This window comes from Rheinheimera oceanensis, from assembly GCF_018831085.1.
Lineage (GTDB): Bacteria > Pseudomonadota > Gammaproteobacteria > Enterobacterales > Alteromonadaceae > Alishewanella > Alishewanella oceanensis.
In genome coordinates this window covers 73,446-92,252 of the sequence record NZ_JAGPNM010000006.1, presented here as the reverse complement: position 1 = coordinate 92,252, position 18,807 = coordinate 73,446, and the positions used below count along the sequence as shown (strand labels likewise).

The window sequence follows — 18,807 nt, the reverse complement described above, 5'->3', positions numbered from 1 at the left end:
CATATTCCTTCTTTTAGGCTGACTTACATCAAGGTCTTGCGTTGATTTGACGGCGGAATAAACAAAGATTCACGATACTTGGCAATAGTACGCCGCGCTACGTTTATGCCTTGCTCAAGCAGAATATCAGCCATTTTACTGTCACTAAGCGGTTTGGCTGGATTCTCCGCCGCCACTAATTTCTTTATAAAGGCGCGGATAGCAGTGGATGAGCATTCGCCACCACTCTCTGTACTAACATGACTTGAAAAGAAGAACTTAAGTTCAAAAATACCTCGCGGTGTATGCATATACTTCTGCGTAGTAACACGTGAAATAGTGGATTCATGCATACCTACCATTTCTGCTACGTCATTCAGTACCATAGGTTTCATGGCTTCTTCACCATGCTCAAAAAAGGCTTGCTGTTGCTGCACGATACAGTTGGCTACTTTCAGCAGTGTCTCGTTACGGCTTTCCAGACTTTTTAAAAACCACTTAGCTTCTTGCAGATGCGAGCGGATAAACTGCATATCGGCACTGCTTTTAGCTGTTCTGGACATTGCCGCGTACTGCTGGTTAATACGCACCTTGGGCATAGCGTCCGGGTTTAGCTCTACCTGCCAGCGGCCCTTCACTTTTATTACGCTGACATCAGGTATGACATATTGCTGTTCTTCCCGGATAACATCTGCACCTGGCCTTGGGTTCAGGCTGTGAATTAACTGCATGACTTCTTTTAACTCGTCTTCTTTGAGTTTAGTCACACGCATCAAAGAACGAAAGTCGCGGTTGGCTAAAAATTCAGTATGATCACGGATCAGTTTTTGTGCATCGGCAAGGTAAGGTGTAGCAGGATCGAACTGGCGCAACTGTACCAGCAGGCACTCCTGTACTGAACGGGCGGCCACCCCCACAGGATCAAACAGCTGAATACGTTTTATTACCGCTTCAACTTCATCGGCTTCAATATCGTCCATGCCCAGCGATTCAAGGATCTCGTCGCAACTGATAGTTAGCAGGCCATTGGGGTCAATGGCTTCAATAATAATTTCGGCAATAACGCGGTCAGTGTCGGAAAAAGGCGTTAGCTGCATCTGCCAGCGCAAATAGTCTTGCAGGGTTTCAGACGTTTCGCCCTGATAAATATAATCTTCGTCGGCACCATTACCTGCACTGACCGGAGCGGCGCTGACTAAGTCATCCCAGTTATTGTCCAGTGGCAAGTCTTCCTGAATGTTTTGTTCAGTCATTGCCTCACTGGTATCGGGTTCAGAGGGTTCGTAGTTGTCGTCAGTTGCCTGGGTTTCAGCAGTGTCTGCATAATCATTCCGTTCAGCCTGGGTTGCCGCCTCCGGGAAGCTGTCAAAATCATCTTCAGCTTCAAGTAAAGGGTTGGCGTCCAGAGCTTCCTGAATTTCCTGTTGCAACTCAATTGTCGACAGCTGGAGCAGGCGTATAGCCTGCTGCAACTGCGGCGTCATGGTTAGCTGCTGTCCTAAGCGAAGTTGCAAAGAGGGCTTCATGTACTTCTACCGTTCTCCTGAATGATACGCTGTTATTATTTTTGCTAACTATAGCCTGAATTGCTCACCCAGGTATACATCGCGCACCTTCTGATCTGCCAGAACCTGTTGCGGTGGCCCGGAGGCTATCAGCTCACCGTGGCTGACAATATAAGCAATTTCACACACATCAAGGGTTTCACGCACATTGTGGTCAGTAATTAATACACCGATACCACGCTGACCTAAGTGCTGGATAATTTTTTTTATATCAAGCACTGAAATAGGGTCGACACCGGCAAAAGGTTCATCCAGCAAAATAAACGCCGGATTAGCCGCCAGCGCCCGGGCAATTTCTACCCTGCGCCGCTCTCCGCCAGATAGACTCATACCCAGACTGTGTTTTATATGACCGATATGAAACTCTTCCAGTAAGTCATCTGCTATTTCTTCACGTTTGCTGCGGCTGAGATCTTTACGGGTTTGCAAAATAGCCAACAGGTTATCGTGTACTGTCAGTTTACGAAAAATTGAGCTTTCCTGGGGCAGATAGCCAATACCCTGGCGCGCACGGGTATGAATAGGATCAAAAGTGATATCTTTGTCACCCAGAACAATATGGCCCTTATCTGACGGAACCAAGCCGACAATCATATAAAAAGTAGTGGTTTTGCCTGCACCATTTGGCCCCAGCAAGCCTACAATCTGTCCCGCATTAACTTCAAGGCTGACATCTTTAACCACCTGTCGGCCTTTGTAGCTTTTGGCCAGATGCGACGCAACTAACTTCATGGGTTATTTTTTTCCTCTGGCGTGAAAATGGTTGTCACGCGCTTTGACTCGTTGCTCTCGGCACTCAGTTCCTGCTTTTCTACGTTATAACGAATGGTGGATGCCTTTACCACGCTGCCACTTTGTGCCAGTTCTGCTTCGCCGCTGAATGTCAGGGTGCGGTTTGCCGGCTCGTAGCGCATTTCTTTGGCCTGAGCGGTAACTTGCTGGCCGTCTGCCAGTAACTGAGAGTAGGTAACAGGATTGCCGGTGGCGATATACACTTCATTACCTTTGCCGGCGGTGGCATTAATTTCCAACTGATCGGCTTTTAGCCGCAGCGAGCCCTGAGTAACCACAACATTGTTACGATAAGTAAGCACATTTTCTTTAACTGAAGATAAATTATCAGCATCTATCTGAATTTGCTGGGTGTAGTCGGGTTGATTCGCCTGTACAGATAAGCTGCACAGTAGCAGGGCTACAGCCGGAAGTATGTTAATCTTCATTACGATATACCGTTTTTTGATGTTGGACTAATTGCAGCGTTCTTTCTGTTAAATCTGCCTGCAAACCAATACCTTCAATGTAAAACCCTTTACCATGAATGTAGACCGGTTGGTTATTTTGCAACCTGTTATCAGGAAATAACATCTCCAGTGTATCTGTTTCTATGCGCTCAACCAGCTCATTTTGCAGTAAACTTTCAATAATGACCTGTTGCTCAAGAATTATTTTGTCCTGTGGGAACCAGATAGCGTATTTACTGCTGGCTTGCCAACTGGGCTGAAATTCTTCATTAAATAACGTATACACCGGTTGCTCAAACTGGGTAAAGCCCAGCAACTCAAAGTGTTCCAGCCGTAAGGCAGTGACAGAGTCAGCGCGGTAACCTTCTTCGTTATACAAGGTCCGGGTAATGTTTTCTGCCACATAATCGGGTAATAATTCCTGATCCGTTTGCAAGGCATCCGGATTGTCTTCAGGTTCAAACCATAAATAAGCTGCGGTGCCTGCTAATAAAAGTACCAGTAAAACAAGCAACTTTCTCATGAACTGCTACCATCAAAAAGGCCAAAGTGCTGCTGGCTAATCAGTATTAAATCACAGAGCTCACGCACTGCACCAAAGCCGCCGGCCATAGTGGTAATGTAATGAGCATGCTGGCGCAGATATGGGTGTGCATCTTTCACTGCCACAGATAAACCGCAGTGCTGCATTACTGCCCAGTCAGCCAGATCGTCACCTATATAGGCAATCTGTTCAGACGTTAGTTGCAGTTGCCGGCACAAATCAGCAAATGCAGCCAGTTTATTTTCCTGACCCTGATAAATATAAGGTACAGTCAGTGCAGTCATACGCTGTTGCACTATGGCTGAGTTGCGGCCGGTAATCACTGCAACCTCTGTTCCGGCCTGGCGCAGCGCTTTAACGCCGTAGCCGTCGCGGGTATGAAAGGCTTTTAATTCTTCGCCGTGATTACCCAAATAAATACGGCCATCAGAAAATACGCCGTCAACATCACATATCAGCAGCTTTATGGCTTTGGCTTTATGAATAATACTGTCAGGTACCGGCTGATACAGCGTGTTAAACAACGACATGTTATAGTACTCCGGCACGCAGTAAATCGTGCATATTCATTGCACCAATTGGCACTTGTGCTTCATCAACCACAATCAGGCCATTAATTTTCTTCTGCTGCATAATTTGCAGCGCCTCTGCCGCCAGCATCTGTGCATTGGCGGTAATGCATTTGCGTGTCATGACTTCTGCAATCAAATTGGTGTGAATGTCGTAGCGCTGATCCAGAATACGGCGCAGGTCACCATCGGTAAAAATGCCCGCCATCCGGCCCTGTTCATCTACCACTGCGGTCATACCCAGGCCTTTTTTGGATATTTCCAGCAACGCATCTTTAATTGATGCTGTTTGCACTACCACTGGTACCTGGTCTGAGCGGTGCATAATATCGTCCAGTCGCAGCAGTAATTTACGGCCCAAACTGCCGCCAGGATGCGACAGCGCAAAATCATCAGCTGAGAAGCCTCTGGCATCCAGCAGTGCCACTGCCAATGCATCACCCATAGCGAGGGTGGCGGTGGTGCTTGCAGTAGGTGCCAGGCCCAGTGGACAGGCCTCCTGCTCAACCTTAACACACAAGTGGGCATCAGCCAGCTTAGCCAGTGTTGAGGCGGGGTTGCCTGTCATGGCAATCAGTTTTATGCCCAGGCGTTTTATCACCGGAATAATGGTTAGTATTTCTGCTGTTTCACCGGAGTTAGAAATGGCTATTACTACATCATCGACTGACAACATACCCAGATCACCATGGCTGGCTTCTCCCGGGTGAACAAAAAACGCCGGCGTGCCGGTAGATGCCAGTGTTGCGGCAATTTTGCTGCCAATATGGCCTGATTTGCCCATACCAGACACAATAGTTTTGCCTTTACTGTCAAAAATAAGCTGACATGCCAGGTTAAAATCGGCATTCAGATATTGTTGCAGTTGCTCAACTGCGGCTGCTTCAATTCTGATAACTTCAGCAGCTCTGATACGAAAGTCGGTAGTCATATTACTTCCATCAAGCCTGTATAGTGGTAAACAGCAGGTACTGATAACCAAAAAAACCTGCCAGCAGCAGCAAACCTTCAATACGGTTTATCCGCCGGATACGGCCAAAACGAAATGACATCACCAGCATCAGCAAAGTTGCACCTATCATCACATAACTGTCACGGCTGCCAGCCATCGGGTCCAGCACTGACGGATGTATCACTGCGCCAATTCCCATAACGGCCAGAATATTAAAAATATTTGAGCCGATAATATTGCCAAGTGCCAGATCATCCTCGCCTTTAAGAATACCAATAATACTCGCTGCCAATTCAGGTAAACTGGTGCCTATAGCAATAATGGTCAAACCTATTACCAAATCGCTCATACCGGCATAACGGGCTATTGTCACCGCACCATGCACCAGCAACTGTGAACTGGCCAGTAACACTAACAGCCCGATAAACACCCATAACAATGCCTTAGGCAAAGGTGCATAATCAGGTATTTCACGGTTTATTTCGCTGATTAATGGGTCATCACTGCTGGCATTTTTGCCCCAGTACACCATTAGGCATATAAAGCCGGCAAAAGCGACCAGCAACATAATACCTTCGATACGGCTTAAGTTGTTATCAGAGATAAAGAAATAACCCAACAAGGTACACAGTAACACCAGCGGATATTCACGTTTTAACGTAAGTGAAGAGACTGCAATAGGCTTTAACAGCGCAGCGGCACCGATAACCAGCAAAATATTGGTGATATTAGAACCAAGCGCATTGCCGACAGAGGTATCAAGACGGCCGTGCCAGGCGGCATTAGCAGAAACCAGCATCTCCGGTGCTGAAGAACCCATAGCCACTATAGTCAGGCCAATTATCATTGGGGATATGCCCGCAGAACGGGCTACAGAAGAGGCACCAAAAACAAAACGGTCTGCACTCCAAAGCAGCAGGACCAGACCAACAATGACGAAAATAATAGCGAGTAGCAAAGGTGACAATATGTAGTTCCCTGTTCTGTGTAAGTTTTGTGTAAGATATCGTGTGGTATTTTCCTGCTTATCGGCGCGAATTGCAAAAAAAGCTGCCATACGGCGCGAATATCGATTTTTCGCATACTTTGTTACGATTTTATGTAACGACTTTAAGCCGGAACACGTTTACAATAATACAACTTTAGCAGCAGTCTGATTGAAAACATACACTAATGTATGTATATTGTCTGCCATATCAGGTTGTGGGAGCGCAGCAAACAGTATAGCTGCGATAAGCGGAGAGAAGAGTTTGGCTGATACGCTGATTGATATCCAGCACCTGACTTTTAGCAGAGGTGAGCGGATAATTTACTGTGATTTGAACATGCAGTTTGCCCGCGGCAAGGTTACTGCCATTATGGGCCCCAGCGGCATAGGCAAAACGACTTTGTTGCGCTTAATCGGTGGCCAGTTAAAACCAGACAGTGGCAAAATTTTGTTTGAGGGGCAGGATATACCATCATTGTCGCGACGTGAACTGTATCAGGCGCGCAAAAAAATGAGTATGTTGTTTCAAAGCGGCGCTCTGTTTACCGAAATGTCTGTGTTTGACAATGTGGCGTTTCCGATCCGTGAACATACACGTCTGCCTGAAGCGCTAATCCGGTTGATGGTACTAATGAAGCTCGAAGCCGTTGGTCTGCGGGGCGCCCGCGACTTAATGCCTGCCGAGTTGTCCGGTGGTATGGCCAGGCGCGCTGCACTGGCCAGAGCAATAGCACTGGACCCTGAGCTGATTATGTATGATGAACCTTTTGCTGGCCAGGACCCTATTTCAATGGGGGTGATAGTGCGGCTGATCCGCTCGCTGAACAACGCGCTGGGCCTCACGTCTGTTGTGGTATCGCATGACGTGACCGAAGTAATGAGTATTGCTGATTATGTGTATGTTGTTGCTGAGCAAACCGTGATTGGGCAAGGAACACCGGAGCAATTGCGCAATGATCCGTCCGCATTAGTGCAGCAGTTCCTCAAAGGCGAAGCCGACGGCGCTGTGCCATTCCATTTCAAAGCCGCACCGTACGAGCAGGAATTAATGGAGTTAACCAGGTGATTGCAGATAAGTTACAGCAACTGGGCGCGGCAACGATTAACAGCATTACCGGCTTTGGCCGTGCTGGCATTATGTTGTTTGGCTCTATTATTGGTGTTCCGAATGTTCGTAAAGGCTTACCATTACTGATAAAACAGCTGTACGTTATCGGTGTGCTGTCTTTACTGATTATTCTGGTATCCGGTTTGTTTATTGGTATGGTGCTGGCATTACAGGGCTATACCGTGCTGGTGAAGTTTGGTGCCGAGCAAATGCTTGGGCCTCTGGTAGCACTAAGTTTGTTACGTGAGCTGGGCCCCGTGGTTGCCGCCTTGCTGTTTGCCGGACGGGCGGGTAGTGCGTTAACGGCAGAAATTGGCCTGATGAAAGCCACAGAGCAGCTATCCAGCATGGAAATGATGGCGGTAGACCCGCTGCGACGCATCATTGCACCACGCTTCTGGGCTGGCGTAATTAGTTTGCCATTACTGGCGATAATTTTTACCGCGGTGGGTATTCTGGGTGGACATCTGGTTGGTGTTGACTGGCTTGGTGTTGACGGCGGTGGTTACTGGTCTGCTATGCAGGCAAACGTCGATTTTTATGACGATGTTGTCAACGGTATTATAAAAAGTATCGTATTCGCTCTTATCGTTATCTGGATTGCTCTGCACAAAGGCTATGACGCTGTACCCACATCTGAGGGCATCAGCCGGGCAACAACGCAAACTGTTGTTACTGCATCGCTGGCAGTGTTGGGTTTTGACTTTATTTTAACTGCATTAATGTTTGGTGGATAACATGACCACACGGAAAATTGAAATTTTAGTAGGTTGCTTCATCGTATTAGCAATAGCAGCATTTCTGATGTTGTCGTTGCAAGTTGCCAGCACTGGCATGGGAGCGAGTAGTCAAAATTATCGCTTATATGCGAAATTTGAGAATATTGGTGGTCTGAAAGTACGTTCACCGGTGAAAGTTGGCGGGGTAGTAGTAGGCCGTGTGGCAGCAATACAACTGGACACCACCTTTTACACCCCGGTAGTAACGCTGGAAATTAACAGCAATTACAGTAATTTCCCGGAAACCAGCACGCTGGCTATTCTGACATCTGGCTTGCTGGGTGAACAATACTTAGGGTTACAGCCGGGTTTTCTTGATGAAACCGTTGAAATTCTGGTTGATGGTGACTACATCGAAGACACCAAGTCAGCGCTGGTACTGGAAGAGCTGATTGGACAATTCTTATTTAACCGCGGGAACTGATGATGAAACTTTATGCATTCTTAATGGCTTTTCTGGTCGCAGCAAGTGGCTACATTTCTTCTGCGAACGCATCGACAGATACCTATACTGATCCCTATAAGATGATGGAAGTGCTGGCAGACAAAACGTTTAGCCGCATTGCTCAGGATCAAAGTAAAATTCAGGCCGATCCTGAAACATTACGGCTGATTGTTAATGAAGAACTGGTGCCTTACATCGACAGTCGCTACGCTGCGCTGCGTGTTATTGGTAACAGCGCTGATCTGCGTAACACACCAAGAGAAGATTTACTGGCGTTTGTTGAAGCGTTTCAAAACTATATGGTTGCCACTTACGCCGGTGTGTTTACTCAGTACCGCGATCAAAAAGTGATGATTGAGCCGGGCCGCATTGCTGAAAATCAGAAAATCATTTCTATCCGTACCCGGGTTATCGACCCTGGTAAGCCTGATATTAATATTGAGTTTAAGCTGCGCCGTGGGAAAGATACTGATAGCTGGTTGGTATTTGATATGGTAGCTGAAGGTATATCATTACTTGATAGCAAAAGAGCTGAGTTGGGTAATCTGATCCGCCAGCAAGGCCTTAACAGTGTTACCGCTATGCTGGTTGAGAAGGCAAAAGCACCTATTGCTAAGGTAGAAGAAAAGTGACGTTGAACATCGTGCAGGACGGCGACAGTTTGCGTTTTACCGGTGCGTTAAATCGTGATACGTTAATGCTGTATTCACCCTTTACCCTGTTAAATAGCCTGCAAAATTCAGTGCGGTTTGATTTTATCGCACTGAATAACGTTGACACAGCGGGCTTAGCCTGGTTACTGCAGCAACTGGCAGTAGCCAAAAGCCAAGGGGTTTCTGTAGCATTATGTAATGTACCGCAACAGCTGTTATCATTAGCAGATGTCAGTGCGGTCAGGGCGTTATTGCCTGTTATAGATTAAGGTTTAACTTTGGAAATAAAACAAATTGAGCAGCTGTTGACTGAGCAATTGCAGTTAGCTGAAGTAAAAGTGACTGCAGAAGGTTCTCATTATGCCGTTATTGCAGTGGGCGATTGTTTTGCTGATGTCAGCCGTGTTAAACAACAACAAATGATTTATGCACCTTTAATGGCTGCGATAGCTGATGGTTCTATTCATGCTGTCAGTATTAAGACCTTTACGCCGCAGCAGTGGCGTAGAGAAAAACTTCTTAACCCTCCGATGTAGTAATATATGCAGCAATTTCTTGTAACAGGTGGCAAGGCTTTAACAGGGGATGTCACCATATCCGGCGCGAAAAACGCGGCTTTACCGATCCTTTTTGCCAGTTTACTGTCTGAAAAACCCACAACCATCACTAATGTCCCTAAACTGAAAGATATTGAAACAACTGTTAAGCTGTTACAGCTGTTCGGTGCGCAAGTCAGTTTTGCGGATAATGTAGTGCAGGTTGATGCCGGTAAAGTGAATAACCAGTTTGCCCCCTATGAGCTGGTGAAAACTATGCGGGCTTCTATTTTGGCACTTGGCCCTTTGTTAAGCCGGTTTGGCCAGGCTGAAGTATCGCTGCCCGGCGGTTGTGCTATTGGTGCACGGCCGGTTAATTTGCACATTGATGGCCTGCGTAAAATGGGGGCCGATATCACCGTTGAAAACGGCTATATAAAAGCGACTGCCAGCCGCCTTAAAGGCGCTCATATCATTATGGATATGGTTAGTGTCACCGGTACAGAAAATCTGCTGATGGCCGCGGTGCTGGCGGACGGTATCACTACCATAGATAACGCAGCGCGCGAGCCTGAGGTAGTAGATTTAGCAATATACCTTAATACCATGGGCGCTAAAATCAGTGGCGCAGGCACAGACTGTATTGTGATCGAAGGTGTTACAGCACTGCACGGCGGTGAGCATAAAGTACTGCCGGATCGTATCGAAACAGGAACATTCCTGGTTGCAGCAGTCGTCAGCGGGGGGGATGTTACCTGCCGTAGTACTGATCCGGCGGAGTTGGAAGTTGTACTGGAGAAGCTGCGTGAAGCCGGTGCCGACATTACGACGGGTGCCGATTGGATCCGCGCTGATATGACCGGGCGTACATTAAAAGCAGTCAACGTAAAAACAGTACCACATCCTGGCTTTCCGACAGATATGCAAGCGCAGTTCACTGTACTGAATGTCGTTGCGAAAGGCGTTGGTATGGTTACTGAAACGATCTTCGAAAACCGCTTTATGCATGTGCCTGAATTACAACGTATGGGCGCACGTATCAGCCTGGAAGGTAACACAGCTGTTTGTCAGCATACAGACAAGCTGATGGCGGCACAGGTAATGGCAACTGATTTACGGGCTTCTGCCAGCCTGGTAATCGCTGGCCTGGTAGCGGAAGGCACTACAGTGGTAGATCGCATCTATCATATTGACCGTGGCTATGAGCAAATTGAGCACAAACTCAAGCGGCTTGGTGCTAATATTGAACGGGTAAACGCGGCTTAGGCCGCGTTTTTTAACGGCGTAATTCGCGGGTAACTGCTTTAATATCCAACTGTTGATTATTGCGATCAATAGTCAGCATCAGTTCGCTGTTTGGCGCGGTTTCTGCAATCATATTCAATGCCTGTTGTACGCTGCTAAAGCGTTTACCCGCAATTTCCAGAATGATATCACCGGTTTGTAAACCCGCTTCTGCAGCCGGGCCGTTGGCGTTCACCGAAGTAATGCTAAGGCCGTATAACGTCTGACCTGATGATATCAAGCGGTCGCCGGCTGCATTGACGACTGCATCACCCGACACGCCAAGGTGGCTGCGGGTAACTTTGCCATGTTTGATTAGTTTTTGCATAACGTTCAGCGCCAGTTTATAGGGTATAGCAAAGAAAATACCCTGAATGTCCTGATTTTCCAGCTGAAAAGCGGCAGCATTAATACCCACCAGAGTGCCGTTACTGTTTACCAGAGCGCCGCCGGAGTTGCCACGGTTTATGGCAGCATCCATCCGCATAAAGTCAATATAACCGCGTGAACTTAAGCCGGTATTGCCATTGGCACTAATAATACCCTGGGTAATCGTTTGCCCCAGATTGAGCGGATTGCCTATTGCCAGTACTACATCACCCACTTGCGGATCCAGCTCGGTATCTTGCGGAATTACCGGCAAATTCTCTGCCTGCACATATAATACGGCCAGATCGGTGAGCTCGTCCTGGCCAATCAGTACCGCCTCCAGCCAGCGGCCATCCTGCAACGCAATTTCAATATGATCAGCACCGTAAACCACATGGTAGTTCGTCAGAATATAGCCTTGTGAGCTCATTACTACGCCGGAACCGAGCTCCTGCCGTTCGATGGTGCGTGGGCGTAAAGAGCGGGGGTCAACCAGAGTGCTGCGGGTGTAAACATTAACCACCGCAGGTGCGGCACGCCGCACTGCCTGAGCATAGCTAACAGGAGCGTTATCTTCGCTGACTTCAGTAGCTTTAAATAGCGGTATTGACAGATGATTAAAAGAGGGAAATACCAGCATCAGCAAAAATGCTAATGCGAGCCCGTAGGCGATGCTTTTAAGCAAAAAAAACAAAAATTTGGCCACGGGTTCTGATTTATCTGCAAAGTTAAGGTTAGGCTAGCATAGCATTAATATTGTTTAAGCAGTAGCCATGGGCTACTGCTTAAACCTTTGCTATCAGCGAATTAACACATAAAGATTAGTATTGCCGCGCTGGATATTAAGTGCAGCTACACCACTGCGGTTCTCCAGTGCTTTGCGCAGTTCAGCCAGATTGGCAATACGCTGGCGGTTAACACCCACGATTACATCGTCCGCCAGTAAACCTATCTGAGCTGCTGCTGAGTTATTGGCTACGGCATCAATTTTCACGCCGCCGTTAGTGTTAGTCAACTCGGCACCGTCCAGCATCGGGTGCATCTGATTGGCCGCGACCTGGCCACTGGCTAATTCCTGCAACTTCACCGTTACAGTACGCTCTTTGCCATCACGTAGTATACCAAGCTTGGCTTCGCGGCCAGCTCCCAGTGTACCTACTTTGGCGCGCAGTTCCAAAAACGAGCTGATCCTGTTGCCATTCATGCTGACAATAACATCGCCGGATTTTAACCCTGCTTTTTCTGCTGCGCTGTCAGGCAGAACTTCATTAACAAAGGCTCCCCGGCTAACACTTAAGTTCATTGCTTCAGTTAAGTCGGCAGTGACATCTTGTCCTCTGATGCCTAAGCTGCCGCGACGAATTTCGCCATGTTCAATAATCTGATCAACCAGGTTTTTCATCATATTGGACGGAATGGCAAAACCAATGCCGATATTGCCGCCGTTTGGTCCCAGGATCGCGGTATTAATGCCGATGAGTTCGCCGCGCAGGTTAACCAAAGCACCACCGGAGTTGCCGCTATTAATGGCGGCATCGGTTTGAATAAAATCTTCCAGGCCTTCTATGCCCAGGCCGCCACGGCCCAGCGCACTGATAATGCCGGAGGTAACAGTTTGCTCCAGACCAAAAGGGTTACCAATGGCAATAGCAAAATCGCCGACCCGGGTTTTATCTGAGTCGGCCAGCGGAATTTGCACCAGTTTTTTTGCTTCAATTTGTAGCAAGGCGATATCGCTTTCCGGATCCGCACCGAGTTTCTTCGCTTTAAAAGTACGGCCATCTTTTAGCCGTACTTCAATGTCTTTAGCATCCTGAATAACGTGGTTATTGGTAACGATATAACCTTTGGCTGCGTCAATTACCACACCAGAGCCCAGGCCTCTGAAAGGACGCTCTTCGCGGTACTCGCCCTGACCGCGCTGGCCAAAGAAATAGCGAAAAGCTTCAGGTAAACGCTGACGTACCTCGCGGCTGCCTTCAACCGAAATATGGACCACTGCCGGTGTTGCCTGTTCGAGCATTGGGGCCAGAGTCGGCATTTCCTGCTCTGATGAGAACAGCGGTATTCTGGCATCTGCCGGTTGTGGCGTTGTCAACAACAGACTGGCAGCAACAGCTGCGCCAAGCAATGACAATTTCTTATTCATAGCGTAATAGTCTCCTTTAACATTGTGCGACTAAGAACGTGTCTTAATAAAAAAAGTTCAGCTGACGGTTTTGTTTTATGTAACAAATTATTCTGTAGCTTTACGTTCCTTAATAAGGCCACTGGCTTCGCCGGAATAATCACGTGGTTGTTGCTCTGCAGTGGAATAAATCCGGCGCTTTTCGTCAATTTGATTTAGTGACTGGCGAATATAAGCCGCGGTATCACCGGAGAGGTAGTTAATATCCTGACGTACTGATTCAGTCGGGCGCTCTACCAGCTGCATTTTAGAGTCAGCAATATGGCGGGCAATGCGGGCGTAATTGTCCTGCAGCTGGGTCATAAGCTGGTTAGTGGTTTCCAGATGCTCTGAAACATCATGCCGGTATTGCTTTAACTGAGTTTGGCTTTCCTCCAATTCCAGTTGCAATTTATGCCTGTTAAACTGTTTCAGCGTTAACCAGCGTGCAATGCCAGCACCTATTACTAAACCTGCAAGCAGCCAGGCTGCAGCGTACATATATTCCATAACAACTCCTGCGGGGGTAAATTCAGTAATAAGTGTAACCTAACTTCTTATACAGAGTGGTAAGGCATGTTACTATTAATCGTCTTATTTAAGGCTTGGCATATCAGCTTTCAAGTAGTACTCAGATGACACCACTAGAAAAATACCAGCAAGATTTAACGCAGGATGACTTTCAGCATGATGCTGCACAGGCTTTTGCCGTTGCTCAGTTGCAACGACTTTACGATGACATAGTCAGTCATCAGCCTGTAACGCCATCGCTGTGGCAGCGGCTAACCGGCAAGGCTGCAGTGCAGCAACCGTTGAAAGGTTTATATTTCTGGGGCGGAGTTGGCCGGGGTAAAACTTATCTGGTCGATACCTTTTACGAATGTCTGCCGACAACACGTAAACTACGGATACATTTTCACCGTTTTATGCACCGGGTGCATGAAGAGCTGAAACTGCAAAAAGGTGTCAGTGATCCGCTGGAAAAAGTGGCGGATAAGTTTAAGCAGGAAACTGATATTCTGTGCTTTGACGAGTTTTTTGTCTCAGATATTACTGATGCGATGATCCTCGGCACGTTAATGCAAGCCTTGTTTGCGCGGGGTATTACGCTGGTGGCAACGTCAAATATTGAGCCAGATGGCCTGTATCGTAATGGCTTGCAACGCGCACGGTTTTTGCCGGCAATAGCGTTAATTAAACAGCATACGCAAACGGTTAATGTAGACAGTGGCATTGACTACCGTTTGCGTACACTGGAAAAAGCAGAAATTTATCACTTCCCGCTTGATACACCGGCAGAGACAAACCTGTTGCAGTACTTTAATGCGCTGTCTACAGAGCCGCGACAGCAAGATGCGCAAATAGAAGTGGCCAACCGTAAGCTGAGCGCACGGCATGAAGCCGATGGTATTGTCTGGTTTGCGTTTAATGAGTTATGTGAAACAGCACGTAGTCAGTATGACTATATGGAGCTTAGCCGTTGCTACCATACTGTGCTGCTGTCTGGTGTAAAAGCCATGGGGCGGCACAATGATGACGTAGCCCGGCGCTTTATTGCGCTGGTCGATGAGTTTTATGAGCGGCATGTAAAATTGATTATTTCAGCCGAAGTTGCGTTGGAACAGCTATACAGCGACGGTATTTTAAGTTTTGAGTTTAAACGCTGTATTAGCCGGTTGCAGGAAATGCAATCCCGCGATTATCTGGCTAAAGCGCATCTGCCATAATTTTTTTGCTATTTAAGTGGAAATTTCTGCTTGCAGTGCTGATTTTTGTAATAGGTTAATATATAATCCGCGCCCGGCCTACGTTACAGCCTAATACTGCCGTTAGCCCGGTAGTTTTTGTACTCGAAGGGGTACGCTAACGACACCCGCTGCATCAGCCCTGCACGGTGTCAGGTGTAACTAAGTTATTTTTGGATAGATAAATGAAAACTTTTACTGCTAAGCCAGAAAGCGTAACCCGCGACTGGTACGTTGTTGATGCGTCAGGCAAAACACTGGGCCGTATCGCAACAGAAATCGCTGCCCGTTTACGTGGCAAGCACAAGCCAGAGTACACTCCACACGTGGATACCGGTGATTACATCATCGTGGTAAACGCTGAGAAAGTGGCAGTTACCGGTGCTAAGGCTCAGAACAAAATGTATTATTCTCACACTGGCTTCCCAGGCGGTATCAAGGAAATCAGTTTCGAGAAATTGATCGCGAAAAAGCCAGAAATGGTACTGGAACTTGCCATCAAAGGCATGTTGCCAAAAGGCCCGCTGGGCCGCGCTATGTTCCGTAAGTTGAAAGTTTACGCCGGCGCAGAGCATCAGCATGCTGCTCAGCAACCGCAAGTATTAGATATTTAATCGGAGCATAATATGGCACAGAATCAATATTACGGAACTGGTCGTCGTAAAAGCTCAACGGCCCGCGTATTCATCAAAGCCGGTTCAGGTAACATCGTTGTTAATCAGCGCGCGTTAACTGAATACTTCGGCCGCGAAACCGCTTGTATGATTGTTAAGCAACCATTAGAGCTGGTTGGTATGGTTGAGAAATTCGACCTGTACATCACTGTTAAAGGTGGTGGTATCAGCGGTCAGGCCGGTGCTATCCGTCACGGTATTACCCGTGCACTGATGGAGTTTGACGAGTCATTGCGCCCTGCACTGCGTAAAGCAGGCTTCGTTACCCGTGATGCCCGTCAGGTTGAACGTAAGAAAGTGGGTCTGCGTAAAGCACGTAAACGTCCACAGTACTCAAAACGTTAATCGTTTTATCCAGTACCAGAACCCGGCCCTGTTGCCGGGTTTTTTTCGCCTATAATTTGCGTTGTTCTGTTGCTGCAAACTGGCGGCTAAAGCTTGCCGTATAACGCAAAGCATTAAGATAATACTGATTCAGCCCGCCTTAATCCTTGTGTAAAGCAGGGCTTTTCATTATGATCGGCGATATTTTTTCGATTTATAATAATTGCTGAAATTCAGCCGCTTAAATTCTGTTTAAGCGTTAACGTGGAGATGAGTGGATGAGCAATGCGCCTGTAGATCATGGTCGCCGCCGCTTCCTTACCATTGCAACCTCAGTGGTAGGGGGCGTGGGAGCTATCGGAGCTGCTGTGCCTTTTGTCGCGTCCTGGATGCCAAGTGAAAAGGCAAAACAGGCTGGGGCAGCGGTCAGTGCGGACATCAGTAAGCTTGAGCCGGGCCAGTTAATTCGGGTTGAATGGCGTGGTAAGCCGGTGTGGATTGTAAAGCGGCCTCAAGCAATGCTGGACGAGCTGGCTACGCACGAAGATAAACTACGTGACCCTGAGTCTGAAGTTGAGCAACAACCTGCTTATGCACAAAACCGTCATCGCTCAAAAAAACCGGAAATCTTTGTTGCAGTTGGTATCTGTACTCACCTGGGGTGCTCACCAACTTATATCATTAATGATTTCGCCGCTCAGGTTGAAGGCGTCAAATCAGGCTTTTTCTGCCCTTGCCATGGTTCTAAGTTTGATATGGCCGGCCGCGTATTTCAAAGCGTACCCGCACCGAAAAACCTGCAGATCCCTCCGTATATGTTTACCGACGACAATACCATCCTGATTGGTGAAGATGAGGGGACTGTCTGATGTTTAAAAATCTGATGAGCTGGATTGAATACCGCTTACCCTTTATGGATAAGATGAATCTGCATGTTATGCAGTACCCGGCGCCAAAAAACTTTAACTTCTGGTACTTTTTCGGCTCACTGGCCATGTTGGTGCTGGTTAATCAGATCCTGACAGGTATCTGGCTGACAATGAACTACGTACCTTCTGCAGAAGGCGCTTTTGCTTCTGTTGAATACATCATGCGTGATGTTGATTACGGCTGGTTGTTGCGTTATATGCACTCTACCGGTGCGTCGGCATTTTTTGTTGTTGTTTATCTGCACATGCTACGCGGCATGATGTACGGCTCTTACCAGAAGCCACGCGAGCTATTGTGGATTTTCGGTATGTTGATATTCCTGGTGTTAATGGCTGAAGCTTTCATGGGTTACTTGTTACCCTGGGGCCAGATGTCGTTCTGGGGAGCACAGGTTATCATCGGCATTTTTGGTACTATTCCGTTTATTGGCGAAGATTTAACCCTGTGGATCCGTGGTGATTACGTGATCTCCGGCGCTACATTAAACCGTTTCTTCGCACTGCACGTTATTGCGCTGCCATTGGTTCTGGTTATTCTGGTGTTCCTGCATATTATGGCGCTGCACGAGGTAGGTTCAAATAACCCCGACGGTATTGACATTAAGAAAGATAACGACGGTACGGTTGAACAAACTGAAGCGGATAAGAAATTCACTTTCCATCAATATTTTACCCGGGGTGGTAAGAAAGTTATTGTAGATGCGATACCTTTCCATCCGTACTACACCGTTAAAGATTTACTGGGCGTAGCCGGCTTCCTGCTGATTTTTGCCTGGGTTATTTTCTTCTTCCCTGAAGGTGGTGGTTACTTCCTTGAAGCGCCAAACTTTGAACCGGCAAATGCTCTGAAAACACCAGCGCACATTGCTCCTGTTTGGTATTTCACGCCGTTCTATGCCATTTTACGCGCTATTCCGCACCCATTTATGGGCGCAGTAGCTATGTTCGCTGCTATTTTGGCAATAGCCTTGTTACCGTGGCTGGACAGAGGCAAGGTGCGTTCTCTGCGTTACCGTAGTGGCCTGCACACTGCTAACCTGATCAACTTCTGTATCAGCTTTGTAGCGCTGGGTGTATTAGGTGTGTTGCCAGCTGAAGGTGTCTATACCTTATTGGCGCAGATATTCTCATTTACGTACTTTGGCTTCTTTATTTTGTTGTGGTTTTACAGCAAAAATGAGAAAACCAAGCCATTACCAGTAAGGTTAACCTGATGATGAAGAACTTATTTTCAGTAATTGCATTGGTAGCATCGTCATGGGCGATGGCTGCTGGCCCGGCCGTGCATCTGGACAAAGCACCTATTGATCTGACAGATAAAGCATCGCTGCAAAACGGTGCCAGGCTGTTTCAGAATTACTGTCTGGGCTGTCACCAGATGCAGTATCAGCGCTACTCACGTACCTTTAGCGATTTAGGTATTCCGGAAGAAATAGGTATGGAAAACCTGATGTTTACCGGTGAGAAAGTAGGTGATCATATTACCAATAATATGTCAGCAAAAGACGGTGAGAAGTGGTTTGGCGCTACGCCGCCGGATTTAACTAACGTAGCCCGTGTACGTGGCCCAAATTGGTTATATACCTATCTGCGTAGTTTTTATGCTGACCCGTCACGTCCGTTTGGCGTAAACAACGATGTATTTCCACTGGTGGGTATGCCGCATGTATTGCAGGAATTGCAGGGCGTGCCGTATAAAGCTTATGAAACCAGGTTGGTAGATGGTGCGTCAAAAGAAGTTTATGTTGGTATTAAAACCGACGGCAGCGGTGAGCTAAGTGCAGAAGAATATGATCGTGCTGTAGCAGATCTGGTAAACTATCTGGAATATGTTGGTGAACCAACCAAGCTGGAAGCCCGCGCGTTGGGCATTAAGGTTATGGTGTTCCTGCTGATTTTCTTTGTGCTGGCTTATTTGCTGAAGAAAGAATATTGGAAAGATGTACATTAACTAGT

Annotated in this window: 23 protein-coding genes; 13 read left to right on the top strand and 10 right to left on the bottom strand. The window is 47.3% G+C overall.

From position 1 onward, the window contains the following. Nucleotides 1-23 precede the first annotated feature (23 nt). Genes J3B89_RS14005 through J3B89_RS13975 form a run of 7 tightly spaced genes read right to left on the bottom strand, consistent with a single transcriptional unit; the run spans nt 24 to nt 5,808 of the window. Complete coding sequence (locus J3B89_RS14005; protein WP_215398231.1) at nt 24-1,505, bottom strand: RNA polymerase factor sigma-54; 1,482 nt, start codon at nt 1,503-1,505, stop codon at nt 24-26. Between the two features lie 48 nt (nt 1,506-1,553). Beyond that, nucleotides 1,554-2,276 carry an LPS export ABC transporter ATP-binding protein gene (gene lptB / locus J3B89_RS14000; protein WP_215398230.1) on the bottom strand — a complete coding sequence of 241 codons (723 nt, stop codon included), beginning with the start codon at nt 2,274-2,276 and terminating at the stop codon, nt 1,554-1,556. Then, complete coding sequence (lptA, locus tag J3B89_RS13995; RefSeq protein ID WP_215398229.1) at nt 2,273-2,764, bottom strand: lipopolysaccharide transport periplasmic protein LptA; 492 nt, start codon at nt 2,762-2,764, stop codon at nt 2,273-2,275. Before lptA ends, lptB begins: the two co-directional genes overlap by 4 nt. Then, a complete protein-coding gene (gene lptC / locus J3B89_RS13990) occupies nt 2,754-3,308 on the bottom strand; it encodes an LPS export ABC transporter periplasmic protein LptC (protein WP_215398228.1) in 555 nt (184 codons plus the stop codon). The genes lptA and lptC overlap by 11 nt, the downstream gene beginning before the upstream one ends. Then, the gene (kdsC, locus tag J3B89_RS13985) at nt 3,305-3,859 is read right to left on the bottom strand and encodes a 3-deoxy-manno-octulosonate-8-phosphatase KdsC (protein WP_215398227.1); all 555 of its coding nucleotides are present in this window, start codon (nt 3,857-3,859) and stop codon (nt 3,305-3,307) included. The genes lptC and kdsC overlap by 4 nt, the downstream gene beginning before the upstream one ends. A 1-nt stretch (nt 3,860) precedes the next feature. Further along, the gene (locus J3B89_RS13980) at nt 3,861-4,829 is read right to left on the bottom strand and encodes a KpsF/GutQ family sugar-phosphate isomerase (RefSeq protein ID WP_215398226.1); all 969 of its coding nucleotides are present in this window, start codon (nt 4,827-4,829) and stop codon (nt 3,861-3,863) included. A gap of 10 nt (nt 4,830-4,839) precedes the next feature. After that, nucleotides 4,840-5,808, bottom strand: a complete 969-nt coding sequence (locus J3B89_RS13975; protein WP_349814226.1) for a calcium/sodium antiporter — start codon at nt 5,806-5,808, stop codon at nt 4,840-4,842. A gap of 292 nt (nt 5,809-6,100) precedes the next feature. On the opposite strand from J3B89_RS13975, the gene mlaF reads away from it, so the two are divergent. Genes mlaF through murA form a run of 7 tightly spaced genes read left to right on the top strand, consistent with a single transcriptional unit; the run spans nt 6,101 to nt 10,625 of the window. Beyond that, nucleotides 6,101-6,904: a phospholipid ABC transporter ATP-binding protein MlaF gene (gene mlaF, locus J3B89_RS13970; RefSeq protein ID WP_215398224.1), complete on the top strand. Its 804-nt coding sequence runs from the start codon at nt 6,101-6,103 to the stop codon at nt 6,902-6,904. After that, nucleotides 6,901-7,683 (top strand): lipid asymmetry maintenance ABC transporter permease subunit MlaE, encoded by a 783-nt coding sequence (gene mlaE / locus J3B89_RS13965; RefSeq protein ID WP_215398223.1) that lies wholly within the window; start codon nt 6,901-6,903, stop codon nt 7,681-7,683. Before mlaF ends, mlaE begins: the two co-directional genes overlap by 4 nt. A 1-nt stretch (nt 7,684) precedes the next feature. Then, nucleotides 7,685-8,149, top strand: a complete 465-nt coding sequence (mlaD, locus tag J3B89_RS13960; RefSeq protein WP_215398222.1) for an outer membrane lipid asymmetry maintenance protein MlaD — start codon at nt 7,685-7,687, stop codon at nt 8,147-8,149. Beyond that, complete coding sequence (locus J3B89_RS13955; RefSeq protein WP_251372436.1) at nt 8,149-8,802, top strand: MlaC/ttg2D family ABC transporter substrate-binding protein; 654 nt, start codon at nt 8,149-8,151, stop codon at nt 8,800-8,802. Before mlaD ends, J3B89_RS13955 begins: the two co-directional genes overlap by 1 nt. Further along, nucleotides 8,799-9,092, top strand: a complete 294-nt coding sequence (locus J3B89_RS13950) for an STAS domain-containing protein (RefSeq protein WP_215398221.1) — start codon at nt 8,799-8,801, stop codon at nt 9,090-9,092. Before J3B89_RS13955 ends, J3B89_RS13950 begins: the two co-directional genes overlap by 4 nt. A 9-nt stretch (nt 9,093-9,101) precedes the next feature. Next, on the top strand, nt 9,102-9,359 hold the full coding sequence (locus tag J3B89_RS13945; RefSeq protein ID WP_215398220.1) for a BolA family protein: 258 nt from the start codon (nt 9,102-9,104) through the stop codon (nt 9,357-9,359). A 6-nt stretch (nt 9,360-9,365) separates the two neighbouring features. Beyond that, nucleotides 9,366-10,625: a UDP-N-acetylglucosamine 1-carboxyvinyltransferase gene (gene murA, locus J3B89_RS13940; protein ID WP_215398219.1), complete on the top strand. Its 1,260-nt coding sequence runs from the start codon at nt 9,366-9,368 to the stop codon at nt 10,623-10,625. 10 nt (nt 10,626-10,635) lie between these two features. On the opposite strand, the gene J3B89_RS13935 is transcribed toward murA, so the two are convergent. The 3 genes from J3B89_RS13935 to J3B89_RS13925 all read right to left on the bottom strand — a co-directional run bounded on the left by J3B89_RS13935 (nt 10,636) and on the right by J3B89_RS13925 (nt 13,689). Further along, nucleotides 10,636-11,652, bottom strand: a complete 1,017-nt coding sequence (locus J3B89_RS13935; RefSeq protein WP_215398218.1) for a trypsin-like peptidase domain-containing protein — start codon at nt 11,650-11,652, stop codon at nt 10,636-10,638. Between the two features lie 159 nt (nt 11,653-11,811). Then, nucleotides 11,812-13,161 carry a Do family serine endopeptidase gene (locus J3B89_RS13930; protein ID WP_215398217.1) on the bottom strand — a complete coding sequence of 450 codons (1,350 nt, stop codon included), beginning with the start codon at nt 13,159-13,161 and terminating at the stop codon, nt 11,812-11,814. A gap of 87 nt (nt 13,162-13,248) precedes the next feature. Beyond that, nucleotides 13,249-13,689, bottom strand: a complete 441-nt coding sequence (locus J3B89_RS13925; RefSeq protein ID WP_215398216.1) for a Z-ring associated ZapG family protein — start codon at nt 13,687-13,689, stop codon at nt 13,249-13,251. A 125-nt stretch (nt 13,690-13,814) separates the two neighbouring features. Between J3B89_RS13925 and zapE the strand changes: the two genes are divergently transcribed. The 6 genes from zapE (at nt 13,815) to J3B89_RS13895 (ending at nt 18,802) form a co-directional block, all read left to right on the top strand. Further along, nucleotides 13,815-14,906 (top strand): cell division protein ZapE, encoded by a 1,092-nt coding sequence (gene zapE, locus J3B89_RS13920; protein ID WP_215398215.1) that lies wholly within the window; start codon nt 13,815-13,817, stop codon nt 14,904-14,906. A gap of 203 nt (nt 14,907-15,109) precedes the next feature. Next, nucleotides 15,110-15,538: a 50S ribosomal protein L13 gene (gene rplM / locus J3B89_RS13915; RefSeq protein ID WP_134052690.1), complete on the top strand. Its 429-nt coding sequence runs from the start codon at nt 15,110-15,112 to the stop codon at nt 15,536-15,538. A gap of 12 nt (nt 15,539-15,550) precedes the next feature. After that, complete coding sequence (gene rpsI / locus J3B89_RS13910) at nt 15,551-15,943, top strand: 30S ribosomal protein S9 (protein WP_068233894.1); 393 nt, start codon at nt 15,551-15,553, stop codon at nt 15,941-15,943. A 257-nt stretch (nt 15,944-16,200) separates the two neighbouring features. Next, on the top strand, nt 16,201-16,791 hold the full coding sequence (gene petA / locus J3B89_RS13905; protein WP_215398214.1) for a ubiquinol-cytochrome c reductase iron-sulfur subunit: 591 nt from the start codon (nt 16,201-16,203) through the stop codon (nt 16,789-16,791). Continuing rightward, entirely contained in the window at nt 16,791-18,065 is a 1,275-nt protein-coding gene (locus J3B89_RS13900; RefSeq protein ID WP_215398213.1) for a cytochrome b, read from the top strand. Before petA ends, J3B89_RS13900 begins: the two co-directional genes overlap by 1 nt. Beyond that, a complete protein-coding gene (locus J3B89_RS13895) occupies nt 18,065-18,802 on the top strand; it encodes a cytochrome c1 (protein ID WP_215398212.1) in 738 nt (245 codons plus the stop codon). Before J3B89_RS13900 ends, J3B89_RS13895 begins: the two co-directional genes overlap by 1 nt. The last annotated feature ends 5 nt before the right edge of the window (nt 18,803-18,807 follow it).